The organism is Clostridium sp. AF32-12BH, assembly GCF_003477935.1.
Taxonomy (GTDB): domain Bacteria; phylum Bacillota; class Clostridia; order Lachnospirales; family Lachnospiraceae; genus Brotaphodocola.
Window position 1 is genome coordinate 69809 of the sequence record NZ_QUEH01000016.1, and the last position, 19595, is coordinate 89403.

Below are 19595 nucleotides of genomic sequence, written 5' to 3' on the forward strand. Positions count from 1 at the left end.
TTTAACATAATTCCACTTGATTTAAAAGATTTAAATTGGTATGATTAAGAAAATTGTTAGATGAAAGAGGCACTTTTCTATGTTGTCTGAACCGATGACGTTATATAAACTCATGAACCTGTACATGCTCAAAAAAGTAAACTTTCCGCTGACCAATGCGCAGCTGACCGATTTTTTTCTGCAACATGAATATGCGAGCTATTTCACACTCCAGCAGGCTCTTGGCGAACTAAAGGATTCCGGTCTGATCCATGCCGAATCCACACACAGTACCACACGCTATGAAATCACCAAAGAGGGGGAAGAAACCCTTCATTTTTTTGAAAGCAGTATTTCCCCTGCGATCATAGAGGATATGGATACCTATCTGAAGGAAAACCGCCTGCGGCTGCGCAACGAAGTCAGCCTTGTTTCCGATTATTACAAGTCTACCAGCCAGGACTATATCGTCCACTGTGAAGTCCGGGAAGGACGTTCTCCGCTCATTGAGCTGAACCTGTCTGTTCCGGACCGCGACCAGGCCGCTGCCATGAGCGCCCGGTGGGAACAGAAAAGCAAGGAGATTTACTCTTTTATTATGAAGTCATTAATGAGCGACGAGGAGACCTGACGGCCTCCTCGTTTTTCATTCCATATATTGTTTTGAAATTCTCTTTGGTCCGAATTTTCCGACGCTCACATGTAACGTGAAGCAATCGGTTTTTCTTTATTTTTCTTCATATCCATTCGGATTGTTTTTCTGCCATCTCCAGGAATCTTCACACATCTCCCGGATGCCATATTTCGCTTTCCAGCCAAGTTCACGCTCTGCTTTGGAAGAATCTGCATAGCACTGCGGAACATCGCCTGCGCGGCGCTCTTTGAATACGTAGTTGATCTTTAAATTGTTTGCTTCCTCGAACGCATTGATCACATCGAGAACGCTGTAACCAACACCGGTTCCCAGATTGTAGATCCAGACACCGCCTTTTTCTTTTGCCAGCTTGTCCAGTGCTTTTACATGACCATCTGCCAGATCCACTACATGGATATAGTCGCGGACACAGGTTCCATCCGGTGTGTCATAATCATTGCCAAATACGCCAAGACATACCAGCTTGCCGACTGCTACCTGGGTAATATACGGAAGCAGATTATTCGGGATTCCCTTCGGATTTTCACCGATACGACCGGACTTATGGGCACCGATCGGGTTAAAGTAACGAAGCAGCATGACCTTCCAGTCCGGATCTGCAGTGTGGAGATCTGTTAAGATCTGCTCCAGCATGCCTTTGGTCCGTCCATAAGGATTGGTGATCTCGCCCTTTGGACATTCCTCTGTGATCGGCACAAAAGCCGGATTGCCATAAACCGTCGCGGAAGAGCTGAACACGATGCTCTTGCAGCCATGGCGGCGCATCACATCACATAAAATCAGAGTTCCGGTGATATTGTTATGATAATATTCCAGCGGCTTATATACAGACTCCCCGACTGCCTTTAAACCTGCAAAATGAATGACTGCATCAATATTTTCATTCTGGAATACGGAATCCAGTGCCGGTTCATCCAGCAGATCCACTTCGTAAAAAGTTAATTTCTTACCGGTAATCTCCTCCACACGTTTTAAAGACTCTCTGCAGGAATTGCACAGATTGTCCACGACTACAACATCATAACCGGCATTTAAAAGTTCCACGCAGGTGTGGCTTCCAATATAACCGGCACCGCCTGTCACTAAAATGGTAGACATAATAATACCCCTCCTTTGGTTGGATATGCAAAAAATGCTTTCCCATATATTATATATGGGAAAGCATTTGAAAACAATGCAATTTTCTTGTGATTTGTGTGATTATTTTTTTAATCTGCATTTATCTGCTCCGCCATCTTCTTCAACGCCCGTTTTTCGATCCTCGAAACATATGATCGCGATATCCCAAGCATTTTCGCAATTTCCCTCTGCGTGCACGCCCTTGTTCCAAACAGCCCGTATCGCATCTTTACCACGGTCTGCTCCTGGGGTTTTAAGCAGCAGGCAAATGCTTCGTAAAGTTCTTTCCGGTCCTGTTCCATGATCAGATCTTCAAGCACTTCTCTGGTTTCCAGTTCAATCACATCCACCAGACTGACCGACTCCCCGTCTTTATCGACTCCGATCGGCTCAAACAAGGAGACTTCCCGATTATATTTTTTACCTGCGCGGAACAGCATCAGAATTTCATTTTCAATACATTTTGCTGCATAGGTTGCAAGGCGGCTTCCCCGTTCCGGATGAAACGTGTTCACCGCCTTAATGAGACCAATGGTTCCAACTGACAACAAATCTTCCATTTCGTAGTCCGTTCCCTGATATTTTTTTGCCACATGGGCCACCAGTCTCAAATTCCGTTCGATCAGGATATCACGTGCCTCACGGTCGCCCTCCTGCATGCGTTTCAGGCAGGTCCGTTCCTCTCCAGGTGTCAAAGGCTTTGGAAATGTCTGCAAAGAAAAAGCCACCCTGAAGCATTCTTATCATAGTTTATGCTTCGGTGGCTTTTCCAGTGCCTTTTTCCGTTCAGAAAATCCCTGCCTGTGAGCAGGAACGAAAGCCCTCACATCCGTTCTTTATCTTACCATTCCGGCTTTGATCTGAACTTTATTTTCATACATGTTCTTGTCGGCTTCATTCAAAAGATCCATGATCGATGCCTTTGGATAATCCCCGAAAAACGCATAGCCGCAGGCATAACTGATCTGAAACTCTCCGCATATCATTATAAAAAGCTATTTGCAATAACATTTTAGAAGATATCCAGATCTTGTCCATTCACCACAGGGCCCTGATAACCGGCATCTTTGATTTCCTGCAGGATTGCTTCATTTCTGCGGTTCATCTCAGCTTCTACATCTACTGTATTATCCTGGATTTCCATATGGTAGATCCGGTGATATGTAACAAGAAGCTTTGGCTGCGCTTTCTGTGCCACTTTTGCCAGATCCACGCTCAATGTGTGAACCTCCCGGTGATATTTCTGCCACTTGGGCTCCCTGGCTGAAAGTCCGGCGGTATATTCCACCTCGTGAAGCAGGATATCACAGTCTTTGGCCTTCTGTGCCACAATCTCAAGCGGTGCGGTGTCGCCGCTGATCACAATGACCTTGTCCGGAGTCGTAAACTTGAATCCATAGCTTTCAAGTGTTCCGTGGCTGACCGGAAATGCCTCCACAGTGACCCGGTCATCCTGATAGATCACCCCAGACTGAATTTCCTTTGCCTCAACTTTATACCCCACTTCATTGGCCTTCTCAAAACCATTGATGCGAAAATCAATATCTACTGCATAGGCCTTTTGAATATGTTCTGTCATTTCCCGGATTCCCTTTGGTCCGAACACCTGCAGTGGCTCTTTTCGCTCCAGCACCCACGGCGTAAAGATCAGATCCGAATACCCGGCAGTGTGATCGGTGTGCAAATGTGTACAGAACGCTACCGTCAGACGATCGGGGCGTAAAGCATCCACTCCTTTTTTATAAGCCTTCGCTGCCTGACGGACCACCCCTGGTCCAAAATCAACAAGATATGCCCGGTCTCCTACCACAACTGCCGAAGACGGACCACTGGCATTGGGACACGCATTCGGCGTGCCGGTGCCAAGAAGTACAAGTTTTGTTTCCATAATCATATCTATGCTCCACTTTCCATTTTATTTTGCTGCTGAAATATTTCTTTGTGATCGTATGGTTCTTGCTGTTTTCAATCCAAAAGCTACACTGCTGCAGGATCCTGTGATTTGGATTCCGGTTCCGTATGACGGATGGAAATTCCGGTAAAACCATAAAAAATGCTAAACAGCGGGGTTAAATACAGCAAAAACAGGTACGGGAAAAACACAGACCATGCCACACCGAGCGTTCCCGCCATGTACACACAGTAACCGTGCCACGGAATCATCGGACCGGATAATGTTCCCGCATCTTCCAAAGTCCTGGATAAAATCTCCGGTGCAATGTTTCTTTTCTGAAACAACGGCTTCATCATATTGCCGGTCAGCACATGAGACATCGGCTGGGAGCAGCTGATGAAACTGGTTACATAACCAACCAGAAGACTGGCCAGGATCAGGCTTCCATCGCTGTTGATCCGACCGGTAATGGCATTTAAAATGTTGCCCAGAACACCGAGACGGTCTAACATTCCACCCATGCCGACAGCAAAGCAGATGATCGCCACATACTGCAGCATACTGCTCATACCGCCGCGGTTTAAGATTGTCTTCAAGATTGCTTCTTCAATCTGGGTGCTGTAGCCATTGTATGCCACGCGGATGATACTCTGCAGCGTTGCTCCCTGATAAAACCAGGATACTGCACCCGCACAGACTGCAGAAAGTCCAAGGGAAACGATCGCATTAACTTTGCAGAGCAGCAAAACGATGATTACAGCCGCCGGAAGCAACGTCACAATTCCCATTTTAAACTCTTCCTGAAGGGCATCGATGTAAACCAGCAGATTTCCCTCCTCGTAACCACCGGATGTCTGGCTGATACCAAGGATGGTAAAGATTACCAGGCTGATGGCAAAGGTTGGCAGAGTTGTCCACAGCATGGAGCGGACATGGTCATTTAACTTTGCACCTGCCACCGCCGGAGCCAGGTTGGTTGTGTCCGAAAGAGGACTTAATTTGTCACCGAACATGGCACCGCAGATGACTGCACCGGCTACCATACCCGGATGGATTCCCATGGCATTGCCGATGGCCATCATAGCCACACCGGCACTGCCTACAGAACCGTAAGAAGTTCCGGTCACCAGACTTAAGACTGCACAGAACACCAGTGTTAACGGAAGCAGCCAGGTCGGATTGATCATCTTCAGACCGCCCACAATAATTGATGCAATGGTACCGCTCTGCAGCCAGGTACCGATCATGACACCGATGGACATGAGCAGGCACAACGTTGGCACAACAACACGGATGGCATCATAAGCGCCGCTCACTACATGATCATACTCAATCTTTAACACTTTGCAGAACAGATAAATGATGATCCAGCTCATAAACAAACCGATCATCGGTCCTCCTGTCTTCAGCCGAATGCAGACTGCCACAGATCCAATGATCAAAAGCAACAGCAACAGTGACTGAGGCATATTCAGATTCTTTTCTTCGTTCATAATATCAGGTTCCCCTCTCCCATAACATTTCACACCGCAGCCTGGATACGCTTCCAGAACCGCCCGTTTTTCATCAATTCAACGCGTTAAATCGTTGATATTTTCTTATTATACCGAATTTCCATGAAAATTGCAAGAGTTGCTGTTGTTCTGTTCACGTAAATATACACAGCAATGTAATTTTGCTGATGCTTCTCATTTCAGACTGACAAAATCACGCCACAGCAGTACTGGAAATATAACACAATCTGTGGTATTCTGTTCTTAATGAGAATCATGATGCATTCCGACACTAAGGGTGGAAACATCCTGCGTGAAAGGTTCGCCCGGTTCACTGCCCGATCTATAGCCGCAGTCTGTCCAGCCGCACCTTTACGGATGCGGCTTTTTCTCTGTCTTTGTGACTGCCCGCTGCTTTCGCAGTCACCACCACTACAACAAACAGGAGGTTTTATGGAAACACGTGTTGCTGTTATGAGTATCATTGTAGAAAACCCGGATTCTGTAGAAAAGCTGAATGCCATGCTTCATGAGTATGGTCCCTACATCATTGGAAGAATGGGGATTCCCTATCGCCAAAAGCACATCAGCATCGTATCCATCGCCATGGACGCACCGCAGGATACGATCTCTGCTCTGGCTGGAAAGCTTGGAAATCTGGACGGAGTCAGCGTCAAGACCGCTTACTCCAATGTCATTGGGTGATGCCCATGACGAACCTTTTTGCCCTCATTGATCGTTTGACCGGGCATCACACCCTAAAGCAGGAAGAATACCGCGCGCTGGTGGAAGGTCAGACGAAAGAACTTTCAGACTATGCTGCAAAAAAAGCCGATGCCCTGCGCCGCAAAATTTACGGCACCGGTGTCTATGTGCGCGGACTGATCGAGATTGGAAATTACTGCAGAAACGACTGTATCTACTGCGGCATCCGCAGATCCAACACAAGCTGCGACCGCTACCAGCTCACGAAAGAACAGATCTTAGAATGCTGCGAAGAGGGATGGAATCTAGGTTTTCGCACCTTTGTGCTGCAGGGCGGCGAAGGCATTGTCCCGGTACATGAAGTCTGCAGCCTTGTTAGCGAGATCAAGGAGCGCTATCCGGACTGCGCGGTAACGCTCTCCCTCGGAGAATGCTCCAGAGAGGATTACCAGCAAATGTTCGATGCAGGAGCGGACCGGTATCTGCTCCGCCACGAGACTGCAGACAAAGCGCACTACGAAAAGCTGCATCCCGCATCCATGTCCTTTGATAACCGGATACGCTGCCTGAAGGATTTAAAGGAGATTGGCTACCAGGTAGGCTGCGGATTTATGGTTGGCTCGCCTTACCAGACTCCGGACTGCATCGCAAAAGACTTAAAATTCATTGAGACCTTTCAGCCCGAGATGTGCGGCATCGGTCCGTTCATCCCGCAGAAAGATACTCCTTTCCGTGATATGACGGCAGGAACCGCAGACCAGACGATCTATCTGCTCTCTCTCATCCGGCTGATCAAACCGAATATTTTACTTCCTGCGACCACAGCCCTTGGAACCATTGATCCCAACGGCAGGGAAAAAGGCATTCTGGCCGGTGCCAATGTAGTCATGCCGAATCTTTCTCCGGTATCTGAGCGCAAGAAATATGCGCTTTACGACAATAAGATCTGTACCGGGGACGAATCGGCCCAGTGCCGCTCCTGCTTAAACCGCCGTATGGAATCCATCGGCTACTCCATCGTCACCGCGCGCGGCGACATCATACTTGAAAAATTCTGACGGAAGGTTGCTAAAATGCTTCCAACCGCAAAGAAAGGAAGAAAACAATATGGCTATCTACAATCCCAAATCTTTAAAAGCAGAGGAATTTATCAACCACGAGGAAATCCTCGACACCATCCGCTATGCGGAGGAAAACAAACACAACATCACTCTGATCGATGAAATCCTGAAAAAAGCAAGACCCGTCAAAAGTGCCGATGGCACTCAGACTCACTGTGCCGGACTTTCCCACCGGGAGGCATCCGTCCTCCTTGCCTGCGACATTCCGGAAAAAATTGCCCAAATGTATCAGCTTGCTGAAGAGATCAAGCAGGCATTCTATGGCAACCGTATTGTGATGTTCGCTCCGCTTTATCTTTCAAACTATTGTGTAAACGGCTGTGTATACTGCCCTTACCATATGAAAAACAAACACATTGCCCGCGTCAAGCTGACCCAGGAAGAAATCAAAAACGAAGTCATTGCCCTGCAGGATATGGGACACAAACGCTTAGCCATCGAGGCTGGGGAAGATCCGGTCAACAACCCGATCGAGTACATTCTGGAGTCCATTAAGACCATCTACTCCATCCACCATAAAAACGGCGATATCCGCCGTGTCAACGTCAACATTGCTGCCACGACCGTAGAGAACTACCGGAAATTAAAGGAAGCCGGGATCGGCACCTACATCCTGTTCCAGGAAACCTACAACAAAAAAAGCTATGAAGAGCTTCATCCAACCGGTCCCAAACACAACTATGATTACCATACCGAAGCGATGGACCGCGCCATGGAAGGCGGGATCGATGACGTTGGTCTCGGAGTTTTATTCGGTCTGGAAGGATACCAGTACGAGTTCGCCGGACTGATGATGCACGCCGAGCACCTGGAAGCCGTGCACGGTGTCGGCCCGCACACCATCAGCGTTCCGCGTGTCAAACACGCCGATGATATTGACCCGGATGCGTTTGATAACAGCCTTGCCGACGACATTTTCGAAAAGATCGCAGCCTGCATCCGCATCGCAGTTCCGTACACCGGCATGATCATCTCCACCAGAGAGAGTCAGGAAGTCCGCGAAAAAATGCTGCAGCTGGGCGTCTCCCAGATCAGCGGTGCTTCCAGAACTTCCGTCGGCGGCTACTGCGAAGAGGAACGTCCGCACGATTCCGAGCAGTTCGATGTCTCTGACCAGCGTTCTTTAGACGAGGTTGTTGACTGGCTGATGCAGCTTGGTTTCATCCCATCCTTCTGTACTGCCTGCTACCGGGAAGGCCGTACCGGCGACCGCTTTATGAGCCTTTGCAAGAATGGTCAGATTTTAAACTGCTGCCATCCGAATGCACTGATGACACTTACTGAATATCTGGTGGATTACGCAAGCGAGGAAACGAAACAGCACGGCTTTGCTCTGATTGAGAAAGAACTGGAAAAGATTCCGAAGGAAAAAGTGCGCGAGATTGCAAAAAAGAATATCGAAGATATAAAAGCATCCAACCGCCGGGATTTCCGGTTCTAGGATCAGATTTTCAAAAGAGGTAACGAACTATGAGTTTAAATGATAAAATATCTGCCGAACGTGTACACATCGGCTTTTTCGGATTACGCAACGCTGGAAAATCCAGCGTTGTCAACGCTGTAACCGGGCAAAGCCTGTCTCTGGTCTCCGAGACCAAGGGCACGACGACTGATCCGGTCCAGAAAGCCATGGAACTTCTGCCCATCGGCCCGGTTGTCATCATCGACACGCCAGGCATTGACGATGTGGGAGCACTGGGTGAAATGCGTGTAAAACGTGCCTTGCAGGTTCTTGACAAAACCGACATTGCCATTCTGGTGGTGGACTCGGAAAAAGGACTGCAGCAGGCTGACCGGGAACTTTTGAAGCTTTTCGATGAGAAAAAGCTTCCCCATATCACGGTATACAATAAAATGGACCTCATCTCCGTTCTGCCCTCCGCAAAATCAGCGGACGTGCCACCGGCACATCCTCGATATGCAAAGCAAGAAAACGAGATCTGCGTCAGCGCCAAAAACGGCGATCAGATTCAGGAGCTGAAAGAACTGATTGGAAAGCTTGCCACAGCTGTTTCTTCCGAAAAGAACGAAAAGCGCATTGTCGCTGATCTGATCCGGCCACAAGACCTGGTTGTCCTGGTCGTTCCCATTGATTCCGCTGCCCCAAAGGGACGGCTGATCCTCCCCCAGCAGCAAACAATCCGCGATGTCCTGGAATCCGGTGCCATCTCTGTGGTTACCAGGGAAACCGAGCTGTCCCATACCTTGCGCTCCCTGGCGAAAAAACCGGCACTGGTCATCACCGACTCCCAGGCTTTCAAAAAAGTGGATCAGGAAACGCCTTCCAATGTCCCGCTAACCTCATTTTCCATTCTCTTTGCCCGCTACAAAGGAGACTTGAAGGAAGCGGTACATGGAGCCGCGCAGCTGGATAAACTGCAGGACGGTGATACAGTCCTGATCTCCGAAGGCTGCACCCACCACCGGCAGTGCGGTGACATTGGAACCGTAAAGCTGCCCGCCTGGATCCGCAGCTACACCAAAAAGGAATTAAACTTCGTGTTCACCTCCGGCGGGGAATTTCCGGGAGATCTTTCTCCTTACGCGCTGGTTGTCCACTGCGGCGGCTGCATGCTGAACGAACGGGAAATGAAGTCCCGGATTGCACGCGCCGTCGCGCAAAACGTGCCGGTCACCAATTACGGGATCTGCATCGCACAGGTGCACGGGATCCTGAAACGCTCCGTAGGCATGTTCCCGGATGTGGAGGCGGAGCTGCAGTAAACAATTTAGCATAGCAATATTGTTTATTTTAGTATCCGTAGAAGATCTGCGTGATCGGTGAGCTCTTGTCGAGGATCAGGGTGTTGTTTCCGTTCTTTAAGGATGCTTTCGCTGCGTCAAGGGAGCGGACAAAGTTGTAAAAATCTGCCTTGCTGGCATCATTGTAGGCATTGGACAAGATCTGCATGTACTGTGCCTCGCCCTCTGCCTTGATTTTCTCTGCCTCTGCATTTGCCTCTGACTTCATGACTGATACTTCTTTCGTGGTATCGTTTTTGATCTTCTGTGCGGAAGAATTGCCCTGTGCGGTGTAAGATGCCGCAATGTTGTTTCGCTCGGAGATCATGCGGTCATACACGGACTGCTTATTGTCATCCGGCATATCCAGGGATTTCGTTTCCACGGCCAGAACCTCAATCCCATAACCATCCAGTGAGGTACCGATGTTGTCCTTGATATCCTCCGCAAGCTTTCCATCGCGGTTCTCGATGATTTCGGTCTGATCCATATTGGAAATGACGGATTTCATAGAGGAAAAGACGGAGGCCGCGATGCGGGACTGTGCCTGTGCTACCTGCCCGTTTAAATGGCGGGTAAACAGGACCGGATCGGATATTTTCCAAAGTACGAAAGCATCTGCGATCATACTCTTTTTATCTTTGGTGATGACATCCGATTTCGGGATATCATAGATCTGCAGCGCACGCGGAATGGTAGAACTGGTCTGCATCAGCGGGATTTTCACGGATACACCAGGGGTATCAACCACGCGCACGATCTCGCCGAACTGGCGCACGATCGTATACTCGTCCGGATAGGTGATGACCAATGCACTTCCTGCCACAAACAATGCTGCTACAAGGATCAGGCCGCTAAAAGCTTTTACGATTTTCTTCATCACTGGTTTCCTCCTTCCGTGTTATCCTGTACTCCAGCACTGCCAGAAGTACCGGATGCGCTGCCACTACCGGATGTGCTGCTATTGCCGGATGCACCGCTGTTCTTAGACGCAGTACCGTCTGAAATCCCCGCTCCTGCTGCTGAAGATTGCATGGCTGAAGTGAAGCTGTCCAACGGCAGCATTTTCTGGGTTCCGCTCTCATCCACAATGTAAACCTTCATGGACGGAAGCACATCCTCCATCGTCTCGTAAAACATACGCTGTTTGGTGATGAGCGGATACTTGCTGTACTCAGTATACATCTGCTCAAAACGCGCTACCTGGCCCTGCGCCTCATTGATGCGGGCTTCTTTTTCTGCCTCTGCGTTCTTGATGATCTGGTCGCATTCTGCCTCTGCCTGCGGAATCTTCTCATTCCGGTCCTTATTGGCATTATTGATCGCAGTTTCTTTTCCCTGCTTTGCGTTTTCCACGTTTTTGAATGCGCTTAAGACTTCATCGGTCGGCGGGAATGCATCCTGGATCGTGATGTTGACCACTGAAAGACCGATATCCTCCGCGATCATGCGGTTGGTCAGTTTTTCTTTGATTTCTGACTGGATCACGGCTTTTCCAGTGGTGATGACATCGTCCACATTATAAATGCCAACCGTGTCGCGGATATAAGACTGCGCCAGCATTTTCAGCGTGGACTCCGGGTCTGAAGAAGCGTACAGATACTTTACCGGATCATTGACCATGTATTCCAGATAAAAATCCGTGTTAACGAAATTGAAGTCCTTGGTGATCATGATGGATTCCTCATCCACGGACTCGCTGGTTTCCGGGATATAGCCGATCGGCATGCCTTTGATTCCCTTGGAAACCATACGGACATTCTGAATAAACGGAATCTTAAAATGCAGGCCGGCCTGTGACTCGGCCTGCGGACTTCCAAGTGTCGTCACCACAGCATAATTTTCTTCATCCAGCATGTAATAGCTGTTCATGGCAGCAAATGCCACGACCAGAACCACCACTGCTGTTCCTGCATTCCGGAAAAGCTTAAGCTTCTTCTTTTTCTTTTTTACCGGATTGCCATCGGAATCAAAGCGCTCCGGTTCCTGCTCTTTACTGCCGTCTGGCTTTCCTCCCGCCTCTCCCTGGTTCTGCCAGCTGGTTTTGTTTGTTTTTTGCCGCTGGCTCTGCTGCTTCTGTTTTAACTGTTCTTCCATCTGCCTGCGCAGAAAATCGAACGGATCCTGTCCCCCAAATGGATTCTGGTTCATAGCGTTCCTCCTTATTTTATATTGTGCGCTCGTTCTCGTGACTTCGTCACTCGATTGCCTCGCCGTCCGCTATATTATCTATCATACCATAAAGTGGCGGGATATTCTATTGAATCTGAATACAGCTTTCCCGGAATACATGATAAAAAATTTGCCGGTCACAGACGTGAACTTCTCTGAACAGCAAAAAGGACGCCGACTCACACATCAACGTCCTTCTCTTTATCTTCTACCCATATACCATTTTCATCCATATAATAATATTTTCCCGGTTCTGTCATGATCCATCCGGTCTGCATGACGCCGTCTGAATCTGCGTAATACCAGTTTTCATTCCAGACAAACCAGCCGGTTGCCAGCTGGCCACTGTCTCCGAGATAGTATTTTTTCCCGTCCCGTTCCTGCCAGCCGGTAAGACGGTATCCCTGCTCATCGAACAGATACCAGCTGGCTTCGATGAGCTGCCAGCCAGCTTCCAGATACGTTCCGTCTACCAGCTGGTAGCGGCTTCCTTCCAGGTAATTGCGCCATTTTCCATCTGTATAGCCGATCACCTGTTTTGCCCGGTAGTCCACATCCGGGGAACCTGTCCAGGAGCCGGCTTTGACGTAGGCCTGTTCGCTGACTTTGGGAGTTGCACGCACAACAAAGAAATAGGTGTGCAGATCATTCATGTAGGCACTGAAATCGCAGGAGGTTTCTCCAGTGCGCCTGGTTATCACACACTCGGCTTCCTCCAGGCTTTCATCATCGAAATCCACCTTGCGCCAGTTGTCCTCGTCCCGCTCCATATTGTCCGCAATGTATAGTTTCACCTGGTATTCATGGGCTTTCTTCACAGAGGACCACTTTCCGGTGGTGTCAGTCTCCCACCAGACATGCTCCGGCGCGCCGAGATATACGGTTTCCACGGCTTTATCGGAGGCATATGCGGATATATCCGGGCACACTGCAGTCAGGAACAAAAGCAGCAGCATTGCCGCAAATTTTCCCGGTTTTTCATATTTTTTCGATTTTTCCTGCTTCATCAATCTCTTTGCCTCCTTTCCTCTTTTTACTCACTCCTAAGTGCGTCGATCGGATTTAATTTCGCTGCCCGGCTTGCCGGCATATAGCCGAATAACAGTCCGATTCCCACAGACACACTAAACGAAACGATCACCGCCATGGGGGTTGGCGCGGCATTTAAGCCTGCCAGGGTTCCGATCGCTGAGGTAGCGATACTGCCAAGCAAAATCCCGATCACACCGCCCAGGGAGCTTGTCACTGCTGCCTCGATCACAAACTGCTGCATGATCACGCTTCGTTTCGCTCCCAGGGCTTTCCGGATTCCGATCTCTCTTGTACGCTCGGTTACCGATACCAGCATGATGTTCATGACACCTACACCCGCAACCAGAAGGGAAATCCCGGCGATGCCGCCCAGTCCTGCCGACACCATGGCGATCATACTGTTTAAGGAATCCAGCATCTCACTCATGGCCGTCACCGTATACAAATCTTCATTTTTGAATTTTTCGTAAAGAAAATCTTCGATCAAAGTCTTTTTTTCAGAAGCTGCGGATAAATCCTGAATGGTAAACGTGTAGTTGTTGATGCTGGCATTTCGCGCCATCTTTACCGCACAGCTGTATGGCATGATCAGAAAATCATCGGTTCCGCCTTCTTCCAGGTCATCGCCCTGCTGCTCCACAACCCCGACGATCTGAAATGCATAGCCATTGACCTTGATCGTCTCCCCGTAAGCTTTCTCGGCACTTCCATACAACTCGTTCGCCACATAGGTGCCGATCACACAAACCTTATGGCGGGCTGTGATATCGGCATACTGGATATTGCGCCCATAACTCAGGCTCCAGTCTTTGATGCCCAGATAATCCTCACTGACACCGTTTATGGATGTAGCCGTCATGGAATCCGTGCCGTTTTTTACGGTTCCGCTGATGTTCACCATCGGAGTCATATGATCGAAGCTCTCCGTATTTTCCTCATAAAACGTATACATTTCATCTGCCGATACCGACCTGGACGGAAGATTGATCAGATTCACCATGATCTGGTTTGTTCCCATACTGGCAAAGCTTTCTGTCATATAGGACATATAAGCGTTCACCAGACTTACAAGAATGATCACCGACGCCACGCCAATGATAATGCCGAGCATCGTCAGAAAGGATCGCACCTTGTTGCTCCAGATGCTTTTCATCGCCAGTTTAAATGATTGCAGCATAGTCTTTCACGTCTCCATTAAAATTGATCTTTCCATCCTGGATCCGGACCACATGCTTTGCCTCTAAGGCAATGGAATTGTCGTGGGTGATCATAACGATGGTGTTGCCCTCCTCATTGAGTTCCTTCAAAAAGTTTAATACTTCCCGGCTGGTTTTGGAATCCAGCGCTCCTGTTGGCTCATCCGCCAGGATCAGGGACGGGTTTCCAGCCAGCGCACGTGCAATGGATACTCTCTGCTGCTGGCCTCCGGAAAGCTGGTTTGGCATGTTTTTCCATTTATCTGCCAGCCCTACCCGCTCCAGGGAACGCATGGCGCGCTCCCGTCTTTCTTCTGCCGGAACCTTTGCATACAGCAAAGGCAGCTCCACATTTTCCAGCAGATTGGATTTTGGAAGCAGGTTATACTGCTGGAAAACGAATCCGATCATGCGGTTTCGGATATCTGCCAGCTGGTCATCGCTCATCTGGTCTACATCTTCGCCGCCCAGAAGGTAACTGCCGGATGTTGGTACGTCCAGCGCCCCAATGATGTTCATAAGCGTGGATTTTCCGCTTCCGGATTTTCCCACGATCGCCACGAATTCCCCGCGGAAAATAGTCAGGGAGATGCCATCATTGGCGCGGACTTCTTCATCTCCCATATGATAAATTTTATAGATATCTTTTAGTTCGATCAGAGGTTCCGCCATGTCTGCTCTCCTTTTCCATTTTTACATGTACGGCAGGTCCATCGCACGCAGTCTGCTCGGCAGCACAAAAGCCTGCTCATGTCTTTTTTCATCATAGATTTACGGCATGCCTCCACGGTTACCGCCTCCATTGCCTCCGCGGTTTTCTCCCTTCTGGCCGCCACCGCCGCCGTTTCCGCCTGGAGCGCCGCCCATTCCGCCGTTAGGACCGCCCATTCCGCCCATCTGGAACATATTGGTGGAATTGTTTGTTGCAGCATCGACATAAACCTCGTCGCCTTCTGACAGTCCGCTTGTGATCTGCACATAATCGTCATTGCTGATTCCGGTTTCCACTTCTACTGCTTTAAAACCGGCCGGTACATTTCCCTTCTGCTCTGTCACGCTGTCATCCCGCACATAAACGCGGTTGCCGCGCATCAGGGAATCGACCGGGATCATCAGTGCATCATCCACCTGGTCGAGAATGATGGTTCCGTCCACATTCATGCCAGGAAGCAAATCCCCAACCTCATCCAGCGTAACGGTAACCGGATAGTTGGTGACACCGTTTGACTGGGAGCTCTGCAGGCTGATGTTCGTTACCTTGCCCGTAAAGGTCTTGCCCTCGATCGCATCTGCTGTGATATTCACGGACTGTCCAACCTTTACACGGCCCACATCAAGCTCATCCACCGACATTTCAAATGTCACCTCTGACAGATCATAGATCACAGCCAAAGTCGAAGTGGAACTGCCGGAACTGCGGTCGATCTTATCGCCTGCTTTCACGGTCTTGGTGATCACCTGACCGGATATAGGCGCTGTAATGGTATAATTATCGTAGGTTTCCTGCTTGTTGTCGGCATTGCTCTGCGCAGACTCAATCTTTTCCTGCGCCTGGTCTACCGCATCCTGATAGGATTCCAGGATATCTTCTACATCTTTGCTCTTGATCCGAAACAGCGGGGTCCCGGATGTCACATAATCTCCTTCATGGACCAGAAGTTCTTCCACCTCCAGACTTCCGTTTCCGGTGACCGATGCCTTCATGGTTGTATCGGTCACCGGTTCAAAGGTTCCCTCACTGCTGCACACAAATTCCCCGATTGTCACCGTGGCGCTGTGTGAAGTGGTAAGCCCGCCCGGATTGGTCACTTCCATTGTGACATAGCGGACCAGACGGCCGCCGTCCAGCACCTCATCCATATTGCTGACAGCAGTTACCACACCGGAAAGCTGCTCCTCTGTATCTGTCAGCGTCACAGCCGCCTGGTTTCCCACTGCGATCGCAGCTGCCTCACCCGATAAAAACGGCACCTTTAATTTCATGGTCTGGTCATTGTAAAGCTCTGCGAGATCTGTGTTGGAACCAACCTTATCACCAACCTGGATATTCAGCTTCTTGATAAATCCGGTTCTGGTTGACTTATATGTATTTCCGCTGTAATCACGAACGGCTTCCTGATAGTTCTCCAGCGCCTGCTGGTAATTTTTATTGGCACGCTGCAGGGAATTTTCCGAGGATTTCAGATCGGATTCCACGGAAGAAGAATCGATCTGGTAAAGCACCTGTCCTTTTGTCACCTGGTCGCCTTCCTCAAAATCCGCAGTCAGCACCGTTCCCTCCACCAGGGACGTGATCGTGTAAGTATCTTTGGGGGAGATCGTGCCCGATGAAGTCAGCTCGGAAGTCAGGGTTCCTACGGTTGCCGTGGCTGTTTTCTGTTCCCCGGCTTTTGTGCCGGTCAGCTTTGTCTTTGTGCTGTGACTATTCCAGAAGATGCCTCCGCCAGCAAGCACAGCCACACCCAAAAGTGCAAGCACGACCCGTTTTTTTCCAATTTTTCCCTTACGGCGTTTTCCGCCTTTGCCGTTTTTCCCCGCCCCCGTTTCCGTTTCTACATTGGAAGCCGTTCTTCTAAATTTAGCTGATATTTTCTCAAACATATCCGGTCTCCTTTTAATCTTCCACATAATCTACAACCGTATAGGTCGCATCGCCATTGGAATTCTCACTCTTCTCACAGATCAGGGTAACCCGGTCTCCAACGCGGATAGAACCGTAAACAGAGAACGCAAACTGCATTTCCGAACTGCTCAGCTTATACTCCTGCCCGTCATCTAACGTGATAGACGTCGGCGTCATGACATCGCTGGAGCTGTAATAAATATTTTCCACGGTTCCACGCACCGCACAGCGCCCGGTCTGCACGTCCTCGTCCGCAATATAAGCCCAGATGGTCTTTGCCGTCTGATTATAGTAAATGACCACGTAACTGCTGGAAATATAACTTTTCAAAGCTTCGTAACTGGAAGCATCCCCATTTACAAAGATGCTGGCTTCCTGCACATTAAATGGAACATAATCTCCAAGCTGGGATCCCTTCTTCACGACCTTCGGTCCCTTCAGGTTGGTATCCGCAAGTCCGAGCGGGTTCACCTCGCCGTCGGAATTCAGTTCACAGCCAAGCACAGTTGCATAGGCTTTTCCGGTTGTTTTGCTATCCGTCTTCAGCAGATTATAAAACAGGTTGATGCAATCCGTGCGGGTTAACACTTCATTCGGCTGCCGGTCCAGATTTTCGTTTAACTCTAACGCATAAAACTTCGCCATGCGGGCACTGGAAAGATTGCTGCCAAAGTCCTCGCTGGTATAACCAAGGAGCGCAATGATTCCCCGTGCCGCCTCCTGCATGGTAATGGGCTGGTCCGGCTTGTACAAACCACCAAGATAGCCGGTCACCCAGTTCTGCTCTGCAGCGATGCGGATACTGGAAGCATACTGGGCAGTAGATGGCACATCGGCATAGACGGAAACATTGCTGGTGGTCGGAAGATAATCCCGGTATGTGGATGCCTGCACCAGCATATTGGCAAATTCTGCCCTGGTAATCTGTTCATTCAGCCCGGTACTGGTGTTGCTCATAATTCCGGCAATGCCGACTACTTTTCTTCGGTAATCCATATTGTTATCCGCAGCCAGTGTAGTCATGGACGGCAGGATCACCATTCCCGCTGTTACCCCTGCCATCACGGTCGCAAGCTCTCTCATCCTCATAACATGCTCCTCTCTGAATCGGTCTTTCGTTTTTATAAACATATCAGGAGAATGTGTTCATTTTGTGAGAGAATCAGGATTTTTTTGTGAGGGAATTTCAAAATCCGATCTGATTTTGAAACAAAAAAAGAGGAGTCCGCAAAAGACTCCTCTAAAACAGCGACCCGGATGGGGTTCGAACCCACGACCTCCGCCGTGACAGGGCGGCGCTCTAACCAGCTGAGCCACCAGGCCATTTATAAATTGTATGTATTGCTCATGCAATAACAACATTATATAAGATGACCATTCTCCTGTCAAGCGTTTTTTTAGGGACCTCCAATTTTCATGCCAATGCTTCTTGATTTTTCAGAATATTTACAACTTCTTTACAGCGTCTTTACCCAGTCTTTTAACTCGGCTTCCTGGACTCTTCCGTTTAACAGGCGGCCTTCCACGATCTGGGCCGATGCGGAAACACTGTTTTTCAATGCAGAGGCCGTCTTTCCAAAGCCGCTTCCGCCAGAGGTCGCAAACAGCACGATCTTCTTGCCGGAGAAGTCATACTGCTCCAGAAACGTGTTGATAATAGTCGGTGCAACATACCACCAGATCGGGAATCCAACAAATACGGTATCATACTGATCCATGTTTTCTACTTTATTCGCGATCTCTGGTCTGGAAGACGGGTCTGCCATCTCCACACTGCTGCGGCTCTTTTTATCCATCCAGTTTAAATCCGCACTGGTATACGGTACTGCCGGTTTGATCTCATGAAGGTCTGCGCCTGCTGCCTTAGCAAGCACTTCCGCTACTTTTCCAGTCACTCCACTTGCTGAAAAATATGCTACTAATGATTTTGCCATGATGTTTTCCTCCTTTGATTACTCACCCAGCTTTGCGTATACTTCATCGGTTACCGGCTCCAGCCATTCATTGGATGTTTCCTCACCCGGGCACTCAACTGCCAGATGGGAGAACCAACTTCCTGCCTTCGCACCATGCCAGTGTTTTACCCCGGCCGGAATGGTAACGACATCACCCGGCTTTAAGCTCTGTGCCGGTTTTCCCTCTTCCTGGTACCAGCCCTCGCCGTCTACGCAGACAAGAAGCTGTCCGCCGCCGGATTTCGCGTGATGAATGTGCCAGTTGTTGCGACATCCCGGTTCGAAGGTTACGTTTGCGATAAATACGGTCTTTTTCGGATCGGTCAGCGGTTTTAAATAGCTGTTTCCGATAAAGTATTTTGCATAAGCTGTGTTCGGCTCACCCTGTCCGAAGAAGCCGCCGTGCTCCTCTTTGCCGCAGTCATCCTGGTATACTTCCTTTGCCATGCGGAATGCAGCCCAGGCATTCGGCCATCCTGCGTAAAATGCAATATGGGTCAGGATTTCTGCCATCTCGGTTTTTGTCACACTGTTCTTTCTGGCGCTCTCCAGATGATATTTTAAAGAGCTGTCCACAATGCCTTTTCCGATCAGTGCGGAAATGGTGACAATAGAACGCAGCTTTAAGGAAAGCTTGTCCTCTCTGGACCATACCTCACCAAAAAGAACATCGTCGTTTAACTGTGCAAATTTCGGTGCGAAATCATTTAAGGCATCTCTGCCTGCTGTCTGTTTTACCATACGAATCATCCTCCTGTTCTTCTCTGAAATCCACGCGGGCATATTTCCATCCTCTGCTGTGTATTATATCCCCTAAAGTTGACTTTACGTCAAGTGTTTACTGATATTTCAGGCATTTCTTGAGTACTAACCGTTTACTCCTGATTAAGAGAATGGTTGACTTTTCTT

At 49.1% G+C, this 19595-nt stretch carries 19 protein-coding genes and 1 tRNA gene; 5 read left to right on the forward strand and 15 right to left on the reverse strand.

What is annotated here, in order from left to right; translation table 11 throughout:
• The first annotated feature begins 79 nt into the window (after positions 1-79).
• On the forward strand, positions 80-610 hold the full coding sequence (locus DWZ40_RS15190) for a DUF4364 family protein (RefSeq protein ID WP_118543739.1): 531 nt from the start codon (positions 80-82) through the stop codon (positions 608-610).
• Between the two features lie 96 nt (positions 611-706).
• Here the strand turns inward: DWZ40_RS15190 and galE are convergent, their stop codons facing one another.
• The 5 genes from galE to nhaC all read right to left on the reverse strand — a co-directional run bounded on the left by galE (position 707) and on the right by nhaC (position 5140).
• Entirely contained in the window at positions 707-1732 is a 1026-nt protein-coding gene (gene galE / locus DWZ40_RS15195) for a UDP-glucose 4-epimerase GalE (protein WP_118543740.1), read from the reverse strand.
• A 110-nt stretch (positions 1733-1842) separates the two neighbouring features.
• Positions 1843-2469, reverse strand: coding sequence for an RNA polymerase sporulation sigma factor SigK (sigK, locus tag DWZ40_RS15200; protein ID WP_118543771.1), 627 nt, complete (start codon positions 2467-2469; stop codon positions 1843-1845).
• Positions 2470-2589: 120 nt separating this feature from the next.
• Positions 2590-2739 (reverse strand): hypothetical protein, encoded by a 150-nt coding sequence (locus DWZ40_RS19660; RefSeq protein ID WP_182430504.1) that lies wholly within the window; start codon positions 2737-2739, stop codon positions 2590-2592.
• 26 nt (positions 2740-2765) lie between these two features.
• Positions 2766-3641 carry an MBL fold metallo-hydrolase gene (locus tag DWZ40_RS15205; RefSeq protein ID WP_118543772.1) on the reverse strand — a complete coding sequence of 292 codons (876 nt, stop codon included), beginning with the start codon at positions 3639-3641 and terminating at the stop codon, positions 2766-2768.
• 89 nt (positions 3642-3730) lie between these two features.
• A complete protein-coding gene (gene nhaC / locus DWZ40_RS15210) occupies positions 3731-5140 on the reverse strand; it encodes a Na+/H+ antiporter NhaC (protein ID WP_118543741.1) in 1410 nt (469 codons plus the stop codon).
• Between the two features lie 453 nt (positions 5141-5593).
• Between nhaC and DWZ40_RS15215 the strand changes: the two genes are divergently transcribed.
• From DWZ40_RS15215 to hydF, 4 genes are read left to right on the forward strand one after another with little or no spacing between them, the layout of a single operon-like run.
• Positions 5594-5845: a TM1266 family iron-only hydrogenase system putative regulator gene (locus tag DWZ40_RS15215; RefSeq protein WP_118543742.1), complete on the forward strand. Its 252-nt coding sequence runs from the start codon at positions 5594-5596 to the stop codon at positions 5843-5845.
• A gap of 5 nt (positions 5846-5850) precedes the next feature.
• Complete coding sequence (gene hydE / locus DWZ40_RS15220) at positions 5851-6903, forward strand: [FeFe] hydrogenase H-cluster radical SAM maturase HydE (RefSeq protein ID WP_118543743.1); 1053 nt, start codon at positions 5851-5853, stop codon at positions 6901-6903.
• 49 nt (positions 6904-6952) lie between these two features.
• Positions 6953-8407 carry a [FeFe] hydrogenase H-cluster radical SAM maturase HydG gene (hydG, locus tag DWZ40_RS15225; protein ID WP_118543744.1) on the forward strand — a complete coding sequence of 485 codons (1455 nt, stop codon included), beginning with the start codon at positions 6953-6955 and terminating at the stop codon, positions 8405-8407.
• 29 nt (positions 8408-8436) lie between these two features.
• Complete coding sequence (gene hydF / locus DWZ40_RS15230; protein WP_118543745.1) at positions 8437-9690, forward strand: [FeFe] hydrogenase H-cluster maturation GTPase HydF; 1254 nt, start codon at positions 8437-8439, stop codon at positions 9688-9690.
• A 28-nt stretch (positions 9691-9718) separates the two neighbouring features.
• On the opposite strand, the gene DWZ40_RS15235 is transcribed toward hydF, so the two are convergent.
• The 10 genes from DWZ40_RS15235 to DWZ40_RS15280 all read right to left on the reverse strand — a co-directional run bounded on the left by DWZ40_RS15235 (position 9719) and on the right by DWZ40_RS15280 (position 19427).
• Positions 9719-10588, reverse strand: coding sequence for a protease modulator HflC (locus tag DWZ40_RS15235; protein ID WP_118543746.1), 870 nt, complete (start codon positions 10586-10588; stop codon positions 9719-9721).
• A complete protein-coding gene (hflK, locus tag DWZ40_RS15240) occupies positions 10588-11859 on the reverse strand; it encodes an FtsH protease activity modulator HflK (protein WP_243035355.1) in 1272 nt (423 codons plus the stop codon). The genes DWZ40_RS15235 and hflK overlap by 1 nt, the downstream gene beginning before the upstream one ends.
• A 200-nt stretch (positions 11860-12059) precedes the next feature.
• Positions 12060-12887, reverse strand: a complete 828-nt coding sequence (locus tag DWZ40_RS15245; protein ID WP_118543747.1) for a hypothetical protein — start codon at positions 12885-12887, stop codon at positions 12060-12062.
• A 26-nt stretch (positions 12888-12913) separates the two neighbouring features.
• Complete coding sequence (locus DWZ40_RS15250; protein ID WP_118543748.1) at positions 12914-14089, reverse strand: ABC transporter permease; 1176 nt, start codon at positions 14087-14089, stop codon at positions 12914-12916.
• Complete coding sequence (locus DWZ40_RS15255; RefSeq protein ID WP_118543749.1) at positions 14073-14780, reverse strand: ABC transporter ATP-binding protein; 708 nt, start codon at positions 14778-14780, stop codon at positions 14073-14075. Before DWZ40_RS15255 ends, DWZ40_RS15250 begins: the two co-directional genes overlap by 17 nt.
• Positions 14781-14879: 99 nt before the next feature.
• Positions 14880-16709, reverse strand: coding sequence for an HlyD family efflux transporter periplasmic adaptor subunit (locus tag DWZ40_RS15260; protein WP_118543750.1), 1830 nt, complete (start codon positions 16707-16709; stop codon positions 14880-14882).
• Positions 16710-16722: 13 nt separating this feature from the next.
• Complete coding sequence (locus tag DWZ40_RS15265) at positions 16723-17820, reverse strand: S-layer homology domain-containing protein (RefSeq protein ID WP_118543751.1); 1098 nt, start codon at positions 17818-17820, stop codon at positions 16723-16725.
• Between the two features lie 160 nt (positions 17821-17980).
• Positions 17981-18054, reverse strand: a tRNA-Asp gene (locus tag DWZ40_RS15270).
• Between the two features lie 134 nt (positions 18055-18188).
• A complete protein-coding gene (locus DWZ40_RS15275) occupies positions 18189-18665 on the reverse strand; it encodes a flavodoxin (protein WP_182431765.1) in 477 nt (158 codons plus the stop codon).
• Between the two features lie 18 nt (positions 18666-18683).
• Positions 18684-19427, reverse strand: coding sequence for a carboxymuconolactone decarboxylase family protein (locus DWZ40_RS15280; protein ID WP_118543753.1), 744 nt, complete (start codon positions 19425-19427; stop codon positions 18684-18686).
• Between the last annotated feature and the right edge of the window lie 168 nt (positions 19428-19595).